General features: G+C 66.2%; 17 protein-coding genes and 1 pseudogene. 9 read left to right on the forward strand and 9 right to left on the reverse strand.

Features of this window, described 5'->3' with window-relative positions:
* Positions 1-203: 203 nt before the first annotated feature.
* The 5 genes from ACWEO2_RS21295 (at position 204) to ACWEO2_RS21315 (ending at position 5,166) form a co-directional block, all read left to right on the forward strand.
* Positions 204-1,145: an ABC transporter substrate-binding protein gene (locus tag ACWEO2_RS21295; protein WP_452406898.1), complete on the forward strand. Its 942-nt coding sequence runs from the start codon at positions 204-206 to the stop codon at positions 1,143-1,145.
* Positions 1,132-2,007, forward strand: a complete 876-nt coding sequence (locus ACWEO2_RS21300; RefSeq protein WP_452406899.1) for an amino acid ABC transporter permease — start codon at positions 1,132-1,134, stop codon at positions 2,005-2,007. Before ACWEO2_RS21295 ends, ACWEO2_RS21300 begins: the two co-directional genes overlap by 14 nt.
* Positions 2,000-2,767, forward strand: a complete 768-nt coding sequence (locus tag ACWEO2_RS21305; RefSeq protein WP_355180575.1) for an amino acid ABC transporter ATP-binding protein — start codon at positions 2,000-2,002, stop codon at positions 2,765-2,767. The genes ACWEO2_RS21300 and ACWEO2_RS21305 overlap by 8 nt, the downstream gene beginning before the upstream one ends.
* On the forward strand, positions 2,764-4,494 hold the full coding sequence (locus ACWEO2_RS21310; RefSeq protein ID WP_452406900.1) for an aminotransferase class V-fold PLP-dependent enzyme: 1,731 nt from the start codon (positions 2,764-2,766) through the stop codon (positions 4,492-4,494). Before ACWEO2_RS21305 ends, ACWEO2_RS21310 begins: the two co-directional genes overlap by 4 nt.
* 279 nt (positions 4,495-4,773) lie before the next feature.
* The gene (locus ACWEO2_RS21315) at positions 4,774-5,166 is read left to right on the forward strand and encodes a hemophore-related protein (protein WP_452406901.1); all 393 of its coding nucleotides are present in this window, start codon (positions 4,774-4,776) and stop codon (positions 5,164-5,166) included.
* 39 nt (positions 5,167-5,205) lie between these two features.
* On the opposite strand, the gene ACWEO2_RS21320 is transcribed toward ACWEO2_RS21315, so the two are convergent.
* Positions 5,206-6,372, reverse strand: coding sequence for a sensor histidine kinase (locus ACWEO2_RS21320; RefSeq protein WP_452406902.1), 1,167 nt, complete (start codon positions 6,370-6,372; stop codon positions 5,206-5,208).
* Positions 6,369-7,025, reverse strand: coding sequence for a response regulator transcription factor (locus ACWEO2_RS21325; protein WP_354951129.1), 657 nt, complete (start codon positions 7,023-7,025; stop codon positions 6,369-6,371). Before ACWEO2_RS21325 ends, ACWEO2_RS21320 begins: the two co-directional genes overlap by 4 nt.
* 150 nt (positions 7,026-7,175) lie before the next feature.
* Here ACWEO2_RS21325 and cqsA point away from each other — a divergent pair, with 150 nt between their 5' ends.
* Positions 7,176-8,414 carry an alpha-hydroxyketone-type quorum-sensing autoinducer synthase gene (cqsA, locus tag ACWEO2_RS21330; RefSeq protein ID WP_452406903.1) on the forward strand — a complete coding sequence of 413 codons (1,239 nt, stop codon included), beginning with the start codon at positions 7,176-7,178 and terminating at the stop codon, positions 8,412-8,414.
* Positions 8,415-8,429: 15 nt separating this feature from the next.
* On the opposite strand, the gene ACWEO2_RS21335 is transcribed toward cqsA, so the two are convergent.
* The 7 genes and pseudogenes from ACWEO2_RS21335 to ACWEO2_RS21365 all read right to left on the reverse strand — a co-directional run bounded on the left by ACWEO2_RS21335 (position 8,430) and on the right by ACWEO2_RS21365 (position 16,167).
* Entirely contained in the window at positions 8,430-9,962 is a 1,533-nt protein-coding gene (locus ACWEO2_RS21335; RefSeq protein WP_452406904.1) for an ATP-binding protein, read from the reverse strand.
* Between the two features lie 74 nt (positions 9,963-10,036).
* Positions 10,037-10,162 (reverse strand): annotated as a pseudogene (locus ACWEO2_RS21340) (DNA-binding response regulator); the annotation flags it as partial.
* Between the two features lie 107 nt (positions 10,163-10,269).
* Positions 10,270-12,000, reverse strand: a complete 1,731-nt coding sequence (locus tag ACWEO2_RS21345) for an NTF2-like N-terminal transpeptidase domain-containing protein (protein WP_452406905.1) — start codon at positions 11,998-12,000, stop codon at positions 10,270-10,272.
* A gap of 184 nt (positions 12,001-12,184) precedes the next feature.
* Positions 12,185-12,562, reverse strand: coding sequence for a VOC family protein (locus ACWEO2_RS21350; protein ID WP_452406906.1), 378 nt, complete (start codon positions 12,560-12,562; stop codon positions 12,185-12,187).
* A 92-nt stretch (positions 12,563-12,654) separates the two neighbouring features.
* Entirely contained in the window at positions 12,655-13,359 is a 705-nt protein-coding gene (locus ACWEO2_RS21355; protein WP_452406907.1) for a helix-turn-helix transcriptional regulator, read from the reverse strand.
* A 435-nt stretch (positions 13,360-13,794) separates the two neighbouring features.
* A complete protein-coding gene (locus tag ACWEO2_RS21360; RefSeq protein ID WP_452406908.1) occupies positions 13,795-14,400 on the reverse strand; it encodes a hypothetical protein in 606 nt (201 codons plus the stop codon).
* Between the two features lie 177 nt (positions 14,401-14,577).
* Positions 14,578-16,167 (reverse strand): PucR family transcriptional regulator, encoded by a 1,590-nt coding sequence (locus ACWEO2_RS21365; protein ID WP_452406909.1) that lies wholly within the window; start codon positions 16,165-16,167, stop codon positions 14,578-14,580.
* A gap of 85 nt (positions 16,168-16,252) precedes the next feature.
* On the opposite strand from ACWEO2_RS21365, the gene uraD reads away from it, so the two are divergent.
* The 3 genes from uraD to pucL are packed head-to-tail and all read left to right on the forward strand — an operon-like array spanning position 16,253 to position 17,940.
* Positions 16,253-16,765 carry a 2-oxo-4-hydroxy-4-carboxy-5-ureidoimidazoline decarboxylase gene (gene uraD, locus ACWEO2_RS21370; RefSeq protein ID WP_452406910.1) on the forward strand — a complete coding sequence of 171 codons (513 nt, stop codon included), beginning with the start codon at positions 16,253-16,255 and terminating at the stop codon, positions 16,763-16,765.
* Entirely contained in the window at positions 16,762-17,061 is a 300-nt protein-coding gene (gene uraH, locus ACWEO2_RS21375) for a hydroxyisourate hydrolase (protein ID WP_354951114.1), read from the forward strand. Before uraD ends, uraH begins: the two co-directional genes overlap by 4 nt.
* A gap of 3 nt (positions 17,062-17,064) precedes the next feature.
* Positions 17,065-17,940, forward strand: a complete 876-nt coding sequence (gene pucL / locus ACWEO2_RS21380; protein WP_452406911.1) for a factor-independent urate hydroxylase — start codon at positions 17,065-17,067, stop codon at positions 17,938-17,940.

Consider the following 17,940-nt stretch of genomic DNA (forward strand, 5'->3'; position numbering starts at 1 on the left):
GGAGTTCACGGCCGTCACTGGTGGCGGCGACTGGGCAGCAAGCTCGCGGCCCCGATCTGGGGCGCGATCGCCCGTCGCAATGTCTGTGTGCTGGACGGTTCTGCCGGCGCCGGGCGGCAGCATGGTGAAATTTCAACTCCTCGTTGAAATCTTCAACAATGGAGAGTAATTTCGCTGCCACACAAGAGAACAGGAGGTCCGCAATGCCGCGAACCCATGCCCTGCCCCTCGTTCTGCTGGCGGCCCTGGTCGGCTGTCTCGTCGCCTGCGGCAGTGAGTCCGATGGCGCCGGTGGCACATCCGTCGCATCGAGCGCACCCATTCCCGACACGACCGCGATCATTGCGTCGGTGACCAAGGACGCGCAGCTGAACGCCGCGCTCCCGGCCTCGATCACCCAGGCCGGTGCGCTGCACCTGGCGTCGTACATCCAGTCCGCGCCCAACAACTTCTACGCCGCGGACGGTAAGACCCCCATCGGGTACGAGGTCGATCTGTCCAAGGCCATTGCCGCGAAACTCGGTGTGGGCGTGGAGCATCAGGACATGGCGTTCGGTTCGCTCATCACCAGCCTGCAGTCCGGCCGCATCGACGCGACCATGGCGGCGATGAGCGACACCAAGGTGCGCCAGCAGCAGATCGACTTCGTCGACTACTTCACCTCGGGCATCGCGATCATGATCCGCAAGGGCAACCCCGACTCGATCAGCGGCCCGGATACATTGTGCGGCAAGGTGGTAGCGGTGGTGCAGGGCACCAGCCAGCAGAAGTTCGTCACCGAGCAGAGCGGCAAATGCGCCCAGGCAGGCAAGTCCGCCATCACCATCACCGAGACCGAGAGCGACAACCAGAACCAGACCCAGTTGCGCACCGGCCGCGTCCAGGCGATCGTGAATGATCTGCCGACCGCCGTCTATGTCTCGCGCACCGCTGGTGACGGCAAGTTCTTCGAGGTCGTACCGGGTGAGCCGATCGACGGCGGCCCCTTCGGAATCGGTGTCACCAAACAGAATCGGGCACTGGCCGAAACGCTGCGCAGCGCCGTCAACGGACTGATCGCCGATGGCACCTACGGCAAGATCCTGCGGGCATGGGGCGTCGAGAAGGGTGCGGTCAAGGAGGCCGTCATCAATGGCGGAAACTGAGCTGCCGATCGTTCGGCTGCGGCACTGGGGGCGCTGGATCGCGGGCGCGATCATTCCAGTCCTGCTGGTGCTGCTGGGCATTGCGCTCGGCAATGCCCAGATCGAATGGCCCCGGGTACCGGACTTCCTCTGGTATCAGGTGATGCTCACCGGTCTGGTCAATACCATTGTGCTGGCGGTGTTTTCGCAGGGCGTGGCGATCGTGCTCGGTATTGTCGTCGCCCTACTGCGGCGCAGCGCCAATCCGGTGGCCCGCTGGTTCGCGGGCGGCTACGTCTGGCTGTTCCGCGGTCTGCCGGTGCTGTTGCAGATCCTGCTCTGGTACAACCTGGCGCTGGTGTTCCCGGTGATCGAGATCCCGTTCTTGCTGCACGCCCAGACCAATACTGTGATCAGCGCGTTCACCGCGGCCTTCCTGGGTTTGGCGCTCAATGAGAGCGCGTATATGGCCGAAATCGTGCGCGCCGGGCTGAACAGCGTCGACAGTGGCCAGACCGAGGCCGCGAAGGCGATTGGCATGACCCCGGCGACGACCCTGCGCCGGATCGTATTGCCGCAGGCCATGCGGGTGATTATCCCACCCACCGGCAACGACTTCGTCAATATGCTCAAAGGCACCTCGATGGCCTCGGTGATCGGCGTGACCGAGCTGATCCACGCGGCCAACAACATCTCCTCCAGCAACCTGCTCGTCATGGAGACCTTGCTGGCGGCGGCGGTGTGGTACATGGTCGTGGTCACCATCGCCGGGGTGGGCCAGCATCAGCTCGAGCGCGCCTTCGGCGCAGACCGATCGGGGGTCATGGCACGCGCCGCCAAGGCGCTGCGCGGCTCCCCACTGAAGCGGAGGGCTCATGTCTGACCCGCTGTTGCGCGCGGTGAACGTGCGAAAGAGCTACGGCCACAACGAAATTCTGAGCGGAATCGACCTGGAGGTGCACAAGGGGCAGGTGGTCTGCCTGCTCGGACCCTCCGGCGCGGGCAAGAGCACCTTCCTGCGGTGTATCAACCACTTGGAAACGATTGACGGCGGCCGGATCTGGGTCGATGGTGAGCCGATCGGCTTCCGGCTGCACGACGGCAAACTGCACGAGCTTCGTGAGCGCGAGGTCGCCCGGCAGCGCCGCGATATCGGCATGGTCTTCCAGCGCTTCAATCTGTTCGCCCACCGCACGGCGCTGCAGAATGTGATCGAGGGGCCGGTCCGGGTGCTGGGCGCCGACCCCGTGACCGCCCTGCGGCAGGGCTTGGAGCTGCTCGAGCGAGTCGGTCTGGGCCATCGCGCCGATGCCTACCCGGCGCAGCTCTCGGGCGGGCAGCAGCAACGGGTGGCGATCGCGCGGGCGCTGGCCATGCGGCCCAAGCTGATGCTGTTCGACGAGCCGACGTCGGCGCTGGACCCCGAATTGGTGGGCGAGGTGCTGGAAGTGATGAAAACGCTGGCGGAAGAGGGGATGACAATGGTCGTCGTGACGCATGAGATGAGCTTCGCCGCCGAGGCCGCGGACGAGGTAGTGTTCCTCGCCGACGGTGTGGTGCTGGAGACGGGGCCGCCCGCGCAGGTGTTGCGCGCGCCGAAACACGAACGCACGCAACAGTTTCTCGCCAGGATCCTGCAGTGAGCCCGGCCACGCGGATCTCGCCGCGCTATCTGCTGCAGTTCGGCGAGCCCGCGGGGTACCTCGACTTCGCACGCTTCGGCCCGCCCTCGCATGCGGTGCTCGAAACCACGGCGAGCCTGCTGCACGAGTCCACCACGGCCGGTCCGGATACAGTGGATCAGCTACTGCGGCAAGAGATTCGGGCCCGGGCGGCGGTGGCGCGGCTGTGCGGGTCGGACACCGATCACACCGTGCTGCTGCCGAGCACCAGCCTCGGATTGTTCCAGGCGGCCTTCAATTTCGGTGGCGAGGTGCTGGTCTCGGCGTCGGAGTTCCCGGCCAACACCTATCCGTGGGCGCGTGCCGAGCAGGTCGGCCGCCGAGTGGTGCGGCGATTGTCCGGCGGGTACGCGACACCGGAGCGGATCGCGGCCGGACTCACCGATGACATCACCACGGTGACCGTGAGCGCCGTCGACTTTCGCACCGGCTATCGCGCCGATCTGGCCGCGCTGCGCGAGGTGGTCGGCGACCGGCTGCTGGTGGTGGACGGCATTCAGGGATTCGGTGTCACCGAGGAGCCCTGGCAGGTCGCGGACATTCTGGTGGTGGGCGGCCAGAAGTGGCTGCGCGCGGGGTGGGGGACCGGGTTCGCGGTGCTCTCGGACCGTGCCCTGGAGCGGATGGATCCGGTGTTGTCGGGCTGGTCCGGCGCGCGTGATCCGGGCCTGTTCGACGATGAGATTCACGCGCCCGACGCGACCGCGAGCGCGTGGTCGCTCACCCATCTGAGCCCGATCACGGCCGGCGGGTTCGCCGCGGCGCTCGAGTTGGTCGAAGAGGCCGGGCCCGGCGTGATCGCGGCCCGGATCGCGGAGCGGATCGGCGGATTCTCCGATGTGCTGGCAGGTTTGGATGCCGAGATCGTGTCTGCGGTGGACCGGCGCGCGGGCATTCTGGCGTTCACGATGCCCGGTCACTCCGCCGAGTCGGTAGGTGCGGCGCTGACCGCGGCGGGCATCTCCGCGACGGTCCGACCCGAGCACGTGCGGTTGTCCCCGCACGCCTCGACCCCGTCCGCCGCGGCGGATCTGCTGCGCTCGGCGCTCGAGACACTGCGCCGCCCACGGACCGCGTCGCGACTGCCCGCCGCCGCGGCGGCCACCCACGATGTGCTGACCGCGCTGATTCCGGCGGTGCCCAGTCTGGCCGCCATGCTCGGTCCCGGTAATGAAGTGCTGCTGCATGATCTGAGCAAGCTGCCGGATTCGATCATCGCGATCGCGGGTGAGGTCACCGGCCGCAGTACCGGCGGCCCGATCACCGACCTGCTGCTCTCGCTGGTCCGCCGCAATACGACTCAGGATCTGACGAACTACCGCACGCATGGCCCGGACGGCCGCCCGATCCGCTCATCGACCCTGTTTCTGCACGATGCGGACGGCGTCGCCATCGGTTGTCTGTGTATCAATAGCCTGGACACATCGGCCCGCGCCGACGGCGACGGCCAGCCGGTGGAGTCCTTTGTGGCCGATGTCGACAGCCTGCAGCGCTTCCTGGTCGATCGCGCCATCGGTAAGGTCGGCATCCCGGTGGATCTGATGAAGAAGACGCATAAGGCGGCGGTCGTGCGCGAACTGGACGAGGCCGGTTTCTTCCTCATCAAGGACGCCGTCGATCACCTGGCCGGCCGCCTCGATGTCACCCGCTACACGATCTACAACTACCTCAATGAGATCCGGGCCTGACCCCGCGCCAACCAGGACGAGACATCACTGTGGACGCGGAAGCACTGATCACCGGCGACCCGTCCGCGAACAGCGACAGGTTCAGGCGGACTCGGCGAACTCTCGCGGACGGGCGCACGACGGATCGGCTGACCCATGAACACGGACAATGGGACAGGCACCACGCTGCCAGACCCGGCAGATTCCTAGCGCTGTGCAAACACCGGGCCTGGTGGACTGTGCATCGGGTCGCGGCACTGCCTGCCGTGATCCGATCGCCAATGGAAAGGGTCACTCGTAATGACATTCACCCGTACCGGAATCATGCGAACCGCCGTTGCGCTCGGCGGTCTGCTGGCGGCGGGGGCGCTACTGGTTCCCGCGACGGCTTCGGCGCAGCCGGGTGTCGGCGGCGGACTGATCGACACGACATGCACCTTCGCCCAGGTGGACGCGGCCATTCACGCCGAGGCGCCCAAGCTGGCCGAACGCCTGGACAGCCATCCCGATCGCAAGGCGAAGTTGCAGGAGTTCCTCGCGCTGCCGGTCGACCAGCGCGAGCAGCGCGCTCAGCAGTGGCTCGACAACCACCCGGATGCGCGGACCAAGATCGAGGAGAAGCGCAACTCGCCCGAGGGCCAGCAGAAGATCGATAAGCTGCGCGAACTCGCGAACAGCTGCCACAACTACTGACCCGAGTGCGGGCGGCGCTGCCCGGCGCCGCCCGCCCGGTCAGTCCAGCAGGGTGACGGTGACGATCAGCCCGCCCTCGGGTCGTGCGGCCGCCCGGACATCGCCGCCATGCGCATGCACGACCGATCGCACGATCGACAGACCGAGTCCGGCACCGCGAATGTTCGGCGTATGGTCGGATTCGGCGATCCGATCGCCGGTGGTCAGTCGACGGAAGGGTTCGAAGAGTCCGTCGACCTCGAAGGCCGGTACCACCGGGCCGGAATTCTCGACCACCAGTTGGCCTTTACCTTCGGTGCTCACCGATCTGATTGCGACCCAACTATTTTCGCTGACGTTGTAGCGAATCGCATTGTCCACCAGGTTCTGCGCCAGACGTTCCAGCAGTACCGGATCGCCGGAGACCGGAGCCGCCGTGAGTTCGGTGCGGATCTCGATACCGGCCCGCTCGGCTGCCTCGCTGGCGACGGTCACCACCCGCCGGACCACATCGGACAGGTCGACCCGGCTGCGTTCGATCAGCCGTTCCTCGCTGCTCGCGAGCACCAGGAGTCCGTCGATCAGCTGCTCATGCCGATGATTGACCTCCAGGAGCGTGGCTCCGAGCCGACGCGTCGACTCCGGCGCGTCGGGATCATCGAGTGCCACCTCGATGAGTGTGCGATTGATGGTCAATGGCGTGCGCAGTTCGTGCGAGGCATTGGCGACGAAGCGCCGCTGACCGTCGAAGGCCCGATCCAACCGCTCCAGCATGGCGTCGAAAGTATCGGCCAGATCCTTGATTTCGTCATCGGGTCCGGTCAGCGCAATCCGCTCGTGCAGGCTGCGATCGGCCACCCGGCGCGCGGTCGCGGTGATCTGCTGCAGTGGATGCAATGCCCGCCCGGCCAGTAGCCAACCCAGCCCACCGGCCGCGATCCCGATCGCGCCCAGCGAAACCAGCGACCAGACCAGCATCGCCTCCAGGGTGTCGCGCCGTTCCTTGGCGGCCTGGGCGGTCAGTGCCTGATACAACTCCTCGGACACGATCGGGCGGTTGCGCTTGGCCAGGTACTCGCGCACAAGTATCTGGGCACCCATCCCGTGGCGCCGCCCCAGCGACCGATCGAGATAGAAGTAGGTCAGCGCGACCAGGATCGCCCCGGCGATAAAGAACGCGCCCGCATACAGCAGAGTCAGCCGCAGTCGAATGGTGCGGCCTCTCATCGGATGCGGTACCCCACGCCCGCCTCGGTCTCGATCACCGGCGGATCGCCCAACTTCCGGCGCACCATCATGATCGTGTACCGCACCACCCCCGTGAACGGATCGATGTTCTCGTCCCATGCCTTCTCCAGTAGCTGCTCCGCCGACACCACCCCGCCGTCGGCACGCAACAATTCGGCAAGCACGGCGAACTCCTTGCGCGACAATGAGATCGGCTCGCCATCGCGAGTGACCGCCAGCCGATGCGGGTCGAGTCGAATGCCGGCCCGTTCGAGTACCAGCGGCGTTGCGGGTCGGGACCGCCGCCCCAGCGCCTGAATCCGGGCGACCAGTTCGGCGAAGGCGAACGGTTTGGTCAGATAGTCGTCGGCACCGAGTCCGAGTCCGGCGACCCGTTCGGCCACCGCCGTCGCGGCCGTCAGCATCAGAATCCTGGCGTCGCTTCCGACCTCGGTCAGCGAAATACAGACGGTATCGCCGGATACCGTCGGCAGATCGCGATCCAAAACGATCACGTCATAGTCGTTCACGCCGACCCGCTCCAGCGCATCGGCCCCGTCGTACACCACATCGACCGCCATCGCATGCCGTCGCAGCCCATCGGCTATCGCATCGGCCAGCAACCGCTCGTCCTCGACCACCAGTACCCGCACCCGACAATCGTGCCTGTTGATGCTGTTGGGTCGCTGTGAGTGCGACATGTACCGATCAACTTCGCGATTTCGGCGCATGCGCCGATGGGTAGTGATTCAATCTGCTCGGTGTGTGCTCTGTAGTAGCTGATAGCAGTGAAAGGAGTTCAGATGACCCTGTCGGTCGCCGACCGCATATTCGTCCGCGTCAGCCGATTCCATACGGAACGGATCGCTGCCGCTTGGGGCGGACGGCATTTGCTGCACGGTCGTAGACCCGTGCCGGGCGATGTCGTGCTGACCAGCAGCGACTATCTCGCCCTTGCCCGTGAACCGCATATCATCGGCGCGATGTGTGCGGCGTTGCAGAACTACGGCGGTGCGGCGCCGCCGTCCGGTATCTTCGTGCACGGCCCCGACCACCCGCAGATCGCGCTGGAAATGGCGCTTGCCGAACATATGCGGGCGGCTGCCGGAATTCTGTGCCAATCCGGCTGGGATGCCACCGCCGGGTTGATGCAGTCGATCGCCGATCCGCACACCCCGGTCTATGTCGATCACCTCGCGCACATGTCGCTGTGGCACGGTGCGAAGACGGCTGGTGCGCCGGTGTATTCGTTCCGGCACAATTTTCCGGGCCATCTGCGCGAGGAGATACGCAAATATGGTCCCGGCATCATCGCGGTGGATTCGATCTACAGCACCAATGGCAGTCGCTGTCCGCTGACCCAGATCTGTGACGTGGCCGACGAGACCGGCAGCGTGCTGGTCGTCGACGAATCGCATTCGCTCGGTACCGACGGCCCCTACGGTGCCGGCACGGTGGTCGCACTCGGCCTCGCGGACCGGGTGCCGTTCCGAATCGCCAGCCTCGCAGCGGCTTTCGCCGGACGTGCCGGATTCATCGCGGCGAACAATATCGATTTCGTCGACTACTTCAAGATGGAGTCCGATCCGTCGGTCTTCTCCGCGACGCTGCTGCCGCACGATATTGCGGGCCTGGCCGCGACGCTCGAGGTCGTCCGCGTCGACGATTGGCGGCGGATCCGGCTGCGCGAGATCTCGGCTGTCGTACGCCGTGCCCTGATGGCATTGGAGTTCGATCTGGAGGGTTCGGCCAGCCATATCGTCGCACTGCAGACCGGTCCGGATCAGCGCACCATCGCCATCCGTGACTTCCTGGAGGCCCGTGGCATTTTCGGCTCGGTCTTCTGTTGGCCCGCCACCGCGCCCGAACGCTGCCTCATCCGGTTCTCGCTGCATGCCGGGCTGACCGATATGCAGGTGGACCGACTCATCCAGGTCTGTGCCGAGGTTCGCGACACCTTCGGCGCGATAGCGCCCTATCATCCCGACCAGCCGAGGTCCGTAACGAATCCGGCGCAACCGTCGCTGGTGCCGACCTCATGAGGCCGCGCCGCGGTGCTATACCCGAGCCGCTTCGGCCGATACTGCCATCGGCCGGATATCGCGCGGCAGGATCACCGTGAAGGTCGCGCCGCTGCCCGGTTCGCTGTGCACGCTCACCCGGCCGCCGTGTGCCCCCACAAGGGCCTGCACGATCGATAGGCCCAAACCCGTTCCGCCGCTGGTTCGGGTGCGGGAGTCGTCGGTGCGGTAGAACCGCTCGAATACTCGGGCGGCGGCCTCCAGTGTCAGGCCGGGGCCGGTGTCGATGACGTCGATGCGCACCGTGTCGACGGATGGGGTGAGCCGCACGGTGATCGCGGCGGTGGCCGGGGTGTGGGCGAGGGCATTGCCGAGCAGATTCGCCAGCACCTGGCGCAACCGTGCCTCGTCGCCGGTCACGTCCATGGTGCCGACCCCGGAGCTGATCTCCAGGGTGATCGGGCGTTGCGGGTCGGTCTGCTGCTGCGCCGCCATGGCCTGTGCGTTGTGCACCGCATCGCCCGCGAGCGCGAGCAGATCCACCGGACTGCGGTCGAGTGGGCGTTTGGCATCCAACCGGGCGAGCATCAGCAGATCCTCGACCAGCAGGCCCATCCGCTCGGCCTCACCCTCGATGCGGCCGACGATCAGCTGTGCGTCGGTGCTCGCGCCCTGGCGATAGAGCTCGGCGAAACCGCGAATCGTGGTGAGCGGGGTACGCAATTCGTGGCTGGCGTCGGCGATGAACTGCCGCATCCGGCGTTCCGAACGCCGGGCGTCCTCTTCGGATGCCTCGGTGGCGGCGACGCCGTGCTGGATCTGCGCGAGCATTGCGTTCAACGACCGCGCGAGCCGGTCGACCTCGGTGTCGACATCGCGCACCGGGACGCGCCGGTGCAGGTCGCCGCCCGCGATCGCGGCCGCGGTCTCCTCGACCGTGCGCAGCGGGCGCAGGCTGCGTCGGACAACGAAATAGCCGACGACACCGAGGGCGAGCAGTGCCGCCGCGCCGATGCCGAGTTCGAAGTAGATCAGCCGCGATACCGTCTCCTGGTTATCGGTGAGCGGCAGCGCGATGGTGGTCGAGCCGAATTGGTTACTGGTGGTCAGCACGCGCCACTGCACCGAGGAGTCGTCGGTCGAGCCGACCGTTATCGGGACCGCTGCCGCGTGCCCCACCACATCCGGGGTCGCATCGGTGCCAGCGATCGTCCCGGGAGTGCCCGAATAGAGCTGTCCCTCGGGGCCTTTGCGCAATTCGTAGAACCGGCGCGGTTGATCGATGAACGGCCGGGCAACGGGCCGGGTATCCGCCAACTCGGCCGGAATCCATGAGATCGCACCGTCATTCGTGACGATCTGGCGCATCGGGCGCGGCTCTGCCCACGAACGGGCCGCATCGTAGAGTTGCTCATCGGTTCGCGCGGTCAAGGATCGGCTGAGCGCGGAGGTGACCGCGAAGCCCGTCGCCATCAGCACCAGGGCGGCCAGGAAGACGAGGGCGACGACGAGTCCCACCCGCAGCGGAATGGCCGATACCCGCCGGGCCAGCGCCTCGTGCAGCCTCATGTCCGGCTCGGCTGGGGTTCGCGCAGCACGTAACCGACGCTGCGCAGCGTATGGATGAGTTTCGGCTCGGTGGTATCGGTCCCGCTGGTCGCCGCCTGCACCTCGAACCCCTGAAATCGCAGACTCACCGCAAGGAGTTCGACGGTCATCGGTTCATCGTCGACGACGAGAACGCCCGCTTGCGGATCGACTCTGCTCATTACCTCAGCGTGGCGCGACCAGCGTTGCCGAAGCTCAGGACCAGCTGGGGGTTTCCTGTGAGCTGCTCCGGAGCTCGGTTCGGTCGCGCCGTTCGCCGAGAGTTGTGCTACTGGCGCTGGGGCTCGGGGTGGAGTATGCGTTCGGCCGCGTGGATCAGGGTGGCGCTACTGTCCGGATCCTCCACATGGATCGCGAAGGCCAGCTCACCCATATTCGCCAGCAGCCAGCCCTGTCCGCCCGTGATGGTGACATATCCGGAGCCGCCGAGCATCGGACGGAGCTGGTCGACCACCTCGGCGGGTAGCGGCGCCGATTCCACCGAAGCCGTTGCCGGGTGTCCGATTTCGATCATCGGCCGAACAATGCGCCCGCTGGCGATGGTGGCCGCGACGATCGCCATGCCGTAGGCACTGGCCTGGATCTCGCTGGCCTGACTGCCGCGGCGGACCTGTTCGGTGCCCGGTGTCGGGATCCGTGAGGTCACCTTGTCCAGGCCCGTCAGCCCGAAATCGACGCCGATACCGAGCATGTGGGCGGCCTTGGTGACCTCATCCACGGAAACGTCCTGCGGTGCCTTCCGCGCGATTTTCGCCGCAGCCGTGCGCAGCAATTCGGTAGTGCCGCCGATCGGGGCGAGTCCGGTGAAGGCCGATCCGTTCGTGCTGACCGCGTTGTTCTCCGCGGCGGCGACAATGGCTCCGGTCGCGGAGTTGATGACGACGGCGGCCGTCGCGTTCCCGACATAGTTCACCGCGTCCTGGGCGGCGCTCTGCCAGTGTGGATCCAGCGTCGCGGCGACGTCCGGACCCGGTGTGCCCGGCTGCCCGGTGAGATAGGCGATCGGAAGGCCGTCCAGGCTCGACAGCTGAACCGCCCAACCCGCGCATCTGTCCCGGTTGTCCTGCCACACCACGCGCAATGCATCGAGCATCGGCGACTGCACCCGGCGGTCGGCGGCGATCAGCCGTGGCTGGGCCTTGGTCACTACTCCCGGTATCGGCGCGATATCCGGTTCCAGGACCGCGAAATCGGACTCCCGCAGGTTTACCGCGACGACCGGCTTGCCCTGCGCGGCGGCCAGTTGCTCGCGCAAGGACGGTCCGGTGATCACGGACGCGATCGGCTCGATGGCCTTGGCCAGCGCATCGGTGGTGGCGATCGGATCGGTAATGCGGCCGGGGTCGAGCTTGACCACATCGATGGTCTGCTCGGTCATGAGGGTCTGTCCGTGGCCGTCCTTCACGATGGGTGGCGGTGGTGCGTATGCGCGGACCAGTTGAACCGTGTGGGTGTTGTCCAGGTGCGGAATAACGATGGTGGGATCCCAGGAGATGCGCCAGCCGGTCGCCAATTTCCGCACCGTGCCCTGGGACTCATAGTTCCAGTTCCGATCCTGTCCGAACGCCCATGCCCCCTGCAGAGTGAAGATCGCCTCCGTGCTGTCCAAGACGATGAATTGGACCACCCGGAACTCCGGCGTCCCGGGGCCCAGTCCGTCGAATATCTGCCGTAAGGACACGATGGCATTGTTGGGCTGGGAGGTCAGGTTCGCGGCATTGTCCGCTTTCCGTTTATTGAGCAGTTCGGTGAACTCGTCGACCGTAACCCTGGCGTCGTCGGGGTACTTGGCGAACGAATATGCGCACCCGCTGATCCCCACCGCGAGCACCACCGCGGCCAGCGCACTGAGCAGACGACCGCACCTCATCGGCGGCGGTCCGGTGTTGTGCCTGCCATCGGCCAACTCTCCATCGCGAACCTCGATTCTCGAGATCAAGCGTGCGATTTCAACGGCCAGATGATGGCCACCCGGATCCGGTAACTCCCTGGAAGTCAAGTGATTCGAGGATAACGGGGGGCCGTGGACGTTTCAGCGCCTCGATCCGATAGCTGCCAAAAAGCTATGGAGTCGAAACGCATCGCCATGGCGATGCGACGGACCGGTTCGCGGACCCGGGTGATCCGGGAGTGCGCCGAAGGGGCGGAGGATGACGGCTCCGCCCCCTTTTTCTAGCGCCGGATCACGACTGCGGCGGCGGGCTGAAGATGCCGAAGTCGTTTCCGGAGGTGTCCTGGATGTGGGCGAAGATCAGCCCGTCCTTACCGGTAACCGGTGGTACCGAAACCTTTCCGCCGAGTCGTTCGGCGGCGGCGACGGTGGCCGCCACATCCTGCACGAGCACAAAGAAGGTGGCGTGATTGCCCGAGGCGTCGGGGGTGTGCGCGATACCGCCGCTCGGACCCTCGCCGGCGGGGTAGCTGACAAGGTCGTAGGCATCGGCATTGGGGTCTGCGTCGAAGGTCCACCCGAACAGGTCGCCGTAGAACTTCTTCACCTCGTCGGGCTTATCGCTGCCGACCTGGAACCATGCCACCGTGTTGAAGGGGGGAGTGCTCACTTATCGTCTCCTCGGGATCGGTGATCGTTGTCTTGCCCGACTACGATCACCCGGCTGCGCGACAACCCCCTGTCGGTGTTTCCCGCGATATTTCACAGCGCGACGGTGCGCAGCTGGAGGTCGTCAGGGATATCGGATCCGGTGCCGTCGAGGGGGCGCTGCGCTGTCGGCAGATCGGTCATTGTCACCGCGCCGATGCGGTCCAGCCGGAAACAGCGGGACTCCTCGCGCAGCCGACACCAGGCGACGAGGTACCAGCCGTTGGAGCCGCTGAGGAATGCGGTCGGCTCGACCTCGCGTTCACTGTCTGCGCCGAAGCGATCCGAATAGCTGATCCGCAGCACCCGTCCGGCTTCGATCGATTGTGCGATGACCGACGGGATCGCTTGGGCGGGTGCCGCGTCCACCGGTTCCATCAGCCGAATCCGCGCGGCCAGCGCGCGAGCGGCGGCGGCATTCTGATCCGACATCACCGCGAGAATCTTGCGCAGCGCGCTCTGCCCGGCCTGGTCGAACGGCGTCGCCGCGCTGCGCGCCAATGCGACGGCGAGTGCGACGGCCTCGGCCGGGGTGAAGTTGAGCGGCGGCAGCGACATGCTCTTCTCCAATGCGTACCCGCCGCGTCTGCCGACATCCGCGTAGATCGGAATGCTCGCCTGCTGCAGGGCCGCGATATCACGTTCGATCGTGCGAACGCTCACCTCGTACCGTTGCGCCAATTCACGCGCGGTCCGCACGCGCGGAGCCACTGCCCGCAACTCCTCGACGATCGCATAGAGCCGATCCGTACGATTCACGCCGCCACCGTAGCGCCTGCCACCGACAGCAAGATGTCCCGTTGGTGTGCGATCGGTCGTCTATCGGACACCGTCTCGACTCTTGTGTGCCCCACCGCGCGATCGGAATTCATGGGTCGGCGGCGCAAGTGCGTTGCCGTATTCGTTGTAGGCCGCGAGACGGCCGGTTTCCCAGCGGGTGTCATGCCGTCTGCGCGATTTCGCGCGCTCGTTCATCGCCGTCGCCGCATACGTCGCCCCCGCCCCGAGAATTACTCCGACGAGCGTCAGCAACTGCTGAACTGTTGTTCCCGCGACTCGAATTTGCGCCCGGGGCAACACATTTGGATATCGGGCGGGGTGATCACGGCGGCTGTCGCATATCCGGTGGCAGCCTCGAACAGTGCGGCGTATGCAAGGGTGCCACCAGATATGCGACAGCGGCTGATGGATCGGCTATCGCCGGGAGACGAGCATGGGCTCGTGTAGGTCGAAGAATTCGACCTCGCCCATGAGTTCGCTCTCCTCTTCGAACAGCGACCGCAGATCGTCGGGGATCTCCAGCTTTTCGTGCTCGCGGGCTTCGGCTTCGGAGGTGAAGTACACGGCCTCGACATATCCGTCGTCGCCGTAGGTCGCCAGGGTGCCGCCGATGATCTCCGGGCGCAATTGCTGGATGCGATCGGTGCCCTGCGAGAGGAGTTCGCGCATGCGGCGCTGATCGGAGGTATGGCCCTCCATGATCTGTACGAAACCGGCCTGGTCGGAGCCGCCGCCCAGCCACTGTGTCACTTCGGGGCAGTCCATGAAGGTGACCGGACCGTCGAAGCACTGTTCGGTTTCGGCCCACCACGCACCCTGCTCCGGACGGTCGCTATTGCGCCGCGCCGCTTCCTCGGATTCGAATCGTGCCATGGCGATGAACGTCCCGTCGTTGCACAACCCGCTGGTCGTGCCCAGGTAGCCGGTGGCGCCCGGTTGCAATTCCTCGTTCCACCGATCCATACATCGACGCAGTCGATCGGCATCCGCGACCTTGCCTTGAATGACTTGGATGAACATCGAGTCCTCCTCGTGCGGAGGGATCACTCCGCTGTATCGCGGGGGCGATGCGTCGTGGTCCACCGAGGGCATTGGGACCGCACGGCCCGCGAACGCGGCCACCGCACAGCTAATGGTTCGCCGCCACGCAGCCGAACGCAAGAGCGGGGCCGCGGCGGCAAGCGGACCGGTGGCGGGTCAGCGCAGGGCGAGAGCCAGGAAGAAGTCGACGCGATCTTCGAGGCGGGATAGGTCTCGGCCGGTCAGCTCCTCGATGCGCTGGATCCGGTAGCGCAGGGTGTTCACGTGGACGTGTAGTAGCTCAGCGCATTTGGTCCAGGAGCCGGAGACCTGGAGGAAGGTTTCCAGGGTGTGCACCAGGTCGGCGCGGTTCTCCTGGTCGTAGCTGCTGAGGGGGTCCAGCAAACGCAGGCGGAACATGCGGCGGACCTCGTCGGGGACGCTGGCCAACAGCAGCATATGGGTGGCCAGTTCATCGTGGCCGACGACGCTGGTGGGTTGATGACGGCCTTCGGCGAGGCGGCGGGCATAGCGGGCTTCTTCGACCGCGCCCCGCAGGCCTTCGCCGTCGACGATGCCGCTGACGCCGATCGACAGCCGGGCACCGCGTAGGCCGGGTGCCAAAGCGGTTACCGCACGGTGGATTTCGGTGATGATGGCGCCATTGGGATCGGCGGGGATCAGGGCAATGGCTTCGCCGTCCACGACACCCGCGGCTGGCCTTTTGCCGTAGAGGATTTCGCGGAGCAGGACGCGTAATTCGCCGGGGCGCAAGGCTTCTGCTTCGGCTCCGGCGGCCACGGCGATATAGGTCTCGGCGGGGCCGAGGCCGGTCAGCTCGAGGCGGGAAATGATTTCGGCCGGTTTGGCATCGGAGACGATGAGTTCGATGAGTTCCTGGGCCAGGCGGCCTTCGGCGCTCTGCCGGTCGTCGATGCGCGCGCGTTCGAGCGAGACGACCGCGGCGAGTTCGCCGGTCAGCGTGCGGCGTTCTTCCGGCCAGTCCCTGCAGTCGCCCTCGAAGACCATGAACCAGTCGGCCGCGCGGGAGGTGCTGTGCTCGTCGACCGCGAACAGTGAGTAGCGGGCCTTATCGTGAATCAGCACGTGGGGCAGGCGGCGCGCGTTCAAGAAAGCGGCCGTGACCTCGACCGGCGGCGGCGACACCGGCCCGGCCACCACCCGTCCGGTCGAGGAGACCACCCAGCATCGCATTCCTAGATCGCGTTCGATCAGCTCCAGCACCGATCCGAGGCCGGTACCCGAGACGAGCTGGCGGTGGCGGTCGAGGATGGCGGTCAGATCGGCGGCCCGGCCGGTGGACAGATTGCGCGTCAGCGTCTCGGTGACCTGGGCGAACGCGACGTCTTCGCGCACACGGAACAGCGGGATCCGGTGCCGCTGGCAGGCCTCGACGACATCGGGCGGCGCACCCCCGTAGCGGGCGTCGCCCGCGGCGAGTCCGGCGACTCCGGCCCGGGCCAGCGCGCGCACGAAGATCTCGCTGTCCGCGGGCTCGAGCCGCCATTGCAGGCCGGTCAGCACCAGTTCACCACCGGAGAGATAGCGGCTCGGATCGAGCATGTCGGTGGTCACGACCCAGCGCACGAAGCGGTCGAGCTCGTCCTCGCCGGTGACGAGCTCGAGACCGAGATCCATGGTGAGAAGTGATCTAAGTCGCACAGCGCCGAGGCTAACAGCCGATGCTGAGCCCGCCCGAAGACGCTTTGGATATTCGCACAAAACGGCCCGTGTGAACTGGCGCACACTTCAGATTTCTGGGTCCTAGCAGCGCTGATGAACGGCGGGTGTACTTACTCCCATCGCAAAACAAGCTCGAAATGGAGATCGGATGTCAGGTGAGATCGGATGGCTCAACTCGCTGCCACCGGATCAGGCCGAGGCGGAATTGCTGACCTGCTGTGCCTCGCATGTCTGGGCGCAGCAGGTGGCGGCGCACCGGCCCTACGTGGACAGCACGAGCCTGATGGCCGCCGCCGTCGCCGGGGTGCGGGAGCTGAGTTGGCCGGATATCGAGCAGGCGCTGTCTGCGCATCCGCGCATCGGCGACCGCGCGAAGGCGGGCACGCACGAGCGCGAGGCGAAGTGGTCCGCCGGTGAGCAGTCGGGGACCGCGAATGCCGACCGGCAGGTCCTCGCCGATATCGACGCGGGCAACCTGGCCTATGAGCAGCGGTTCGGATATGTCTTCCTGATCCGCGCCGCCGGCCGCTCGGCCGAGCAGATCCGCGCCGAACTGCGCAGGCGCCTGGCGAATACCGCCGAGGGTGAACGCGTCGCGACCCAACGCGAACTCGCCGATATCACCCGGCTGCGCATCCGAAAGCTGTTGGAGGACAAGTGAGTCTGTCCACCCATGTGCTGGACGCGGGGTCCGGCCGACCGGCCGCGGGGCTGGCGGTGCGGCTGGAAAGGGCCGACGGCACCGTGCTCGCCGAGCGTCGCACCGACGACGACGGGCGTGTCAAGGATCTGCCCGCTCCCGAAATCGGTGCGCACCGGCTGATTTTCGACACCGGTGACCTCAGCCCGTTCTACCCGTCGGTGACCATCGACTTCCGCGTCGCCGACCCAGCCGAGCACTACCACGTGCCGCTGCTGCTCAGTCCCTACTCCTACTCGACCTACCGAGGTAGCTGAACAATGTCGATCAAGCTCGGGCCGAATAGATACGGCAAAGCGGAAAACCGGGTCGTCCGGGTGACGAAAACCGGCGGCATCCACGAGATCCGGGATCTGAACGTCGGTGTGGCGTTATCCGGTGACATGGACGAGGTCCACCTGACCGGTGACAATGCGACGGTCCTGCCGACCGACACCCAGAAGAACACCGTCTTCGCCTTCGCCAAGGAGCACGGCATCACCTCGCCGGAGGCGTTCGGTCTGCTGCTGGCACGGCATTTCGTCGACTCGCAGCCGCCCATCCACCACGCGCGGGTCTCCCTGGAGGAGTACGCGTGGGAACGCATTGTGGTTGGCCCCGGCGACAAGCAGCATTCGTTCGTGCGCTCCGGCCAGGAGACCCGCACCGCACGCGTGCACTACGACGGCGAAAACGCCTGGGTGGTATCGGGTTTGACGGGGTTGGTGGTGCTCAATTCCACCGGCTCGGAATTCCACGGCTACATCAAGGACAAGTACACCACCCTGCAGGAGGCCCACGACCGGGTGCTGGCCACCGAGGTCAACGCGGAGTGGCGTTTCGCGAGCGAACCGGGTGATTGGGACAAGGCCTACCGCGCGGCCCGCGGCGCGCTGCTGGAGGCATTCGCCGACACCTACAGCTACTCGCTGCAGCAGACCCTCTACGCCATGGGCGACCGGGTGCTCAGCGCAGTCCCCGAGGTCTGCGAGGTCCGGCTGTCGCTGCCCAATAAGCACCACTTCGTGGTGGATCTGTCGGGCTTCGGACTGGCGAACGACAACGAGGTGTTCTTCGCCGCCGATCGGCCCTATGGCCTGATCGAAGGCACCGTGCTCAGCGAGGAGGCCCCCGCGCCCGGACCGGCCTGGGAGTGA

The organism is Nocardia sp. NPDC004278, assembly GCF_053602975.1.